This is a genomic window from Ruegeria sp. AH12, assembly GCF_056541465.1.
The window spans coordinates 1-1,392 of the sequence record NZ_JBQFYL010000054.1; the positions used below are offsets into that span (position 1 = coordinate 1).

Annotated in this window: 2 protein-coding genes; one reads left to right on the forward strand and one right to left on the reverse strand. The window is 59.1% G+C overall.

The features are described 5' to 3' along the window. Nucleotides 1-918, forward strand: a 918-nt coding sequence (locus tag ACR0EL_RS21510) for a hypothetical protein (protein WP_480502197.1), incomplete at its 5' end; no start/stop codon positions are given. 3 nt (nucleotides 919-921) lie between these two features. On the opposite strand, the gene upp is transcribed toward ACR0EL_RS21510, so the two are convergent. After that, on the reverse strand, nucleotides 922-1,392 hold a 471-nt coding region (gene upp / locus ACR0EL_RS21515), incomplete at its 5' end, for a uracil phosphoribosyltransferase (RefSeq protein WP_480502199.1).

The window sequence follows — 1,392 nt, forward strand, 5'->3', positions numbered from 1 at the left end:
GAAGCCACTCTGACGATTTCTGACTTCAATGACAGCGCGCTGACCCATTGGTCGCTGGCGGCGCTAGAGCGACAAAACCCCGGAACCTACCCTGCAATATTCAATCCCGACGGCGATCCCGGCGAAACACTGGAGCTTGCAGAATCTGAAACCACAATGATCGAAGCAATTGACCGGCTGCAGCGCGCCATCGACCGTGCCAGACCACATCCCGGACGGCTGCGTTGGCTCAGCGTTGCAGGGGTTGTTCTGGCGGTCTTGGCAGTGCTTTTGTTCTGGCTACCCAGCGCACTGCAGCGCCATGTTGTTTCGGTAGTGCCAGAGGTCAAGCAACAAGAAATCGGCGATGCAATCCTGCAGCGGATCGAAAGGGTGTCAGGCAAGGCTTGCTCTTCGCCTGATGCGCAAGCGTCGCTGGATCAGCTGGCGCGCCGCACCGGTGTCCGCCAAATCGTGATCCTACCAGCAGGTCTGCCTGACAGCCTGAGCCTGCCGGGTGGAACCGTACTGCTAAACCGGGCACTGGTCGAAGATCACGAAGACCCAGCCGTTGCCGCCGGATACATCATAGCCGCGCGCGCGCGGGCAACTCAGCAGGAACCGCTGGACGATCTGTTGGACCGTACCGGCCCGAGTGCCGCATTTCGGTTGCTGACTACCGGCGAATTGACGCCCGAGATCGTGGACACCTACACCGAGCAGGTTCTATCCGGTCCACAGCCGCAGCTAAGCGATGACGTGCTGCTCGCGGTTTTTGCACAGACCGCCCTGCCCTCGACCCCATACGCCTATGCGCTTGATATCACAGGCGAGTCCGTTCTTGGATTGATAGAAGCCGATCCGATGGCGGGTCGTACTTTGGAACAGGTACTGCCCGACCGCGATTGGGTCCGGCTACAGAATATCTGTGGGCAATAGCACCTATTTGGTCCCGAACATCCGGTCGCCAGCGTCACCTAGTCCAGGCATAATGTAACCCTTTGAGTTCAGCTCACGATCCAGCGCGGCCGTGACGATTTTGACATCCGGGTGCGCCTCTTTCATGCGCGCGACGCCCTCGGGGGCAGCCAGCAGGCACAGAAAGCGGATATCTTTCGCCCCCTGCTCTTTCAGCAAATCAATGGCCGCAGCCGAGCTGTTGCCGGTTGCCAGCATCGGATCAACAGCAATGACCAAACGATCCGTCAAACCCTCGGGAGCTTTGAAATAGTATTGGACCGGCTTCAGCGTCTCTTCATCCCGATAAAGCCCCACGAACCCCACTCGGGCAGAGGGGATCAGCTCCAGCACGCCGTCCAACATCCCGTTTCCAGCCCGCAGGATCGATACCAGCGCCAATTTCTTGCCCGCCAGAATGGGAGCGTCCATTTCTTCCATCGGGGTTTCGATATG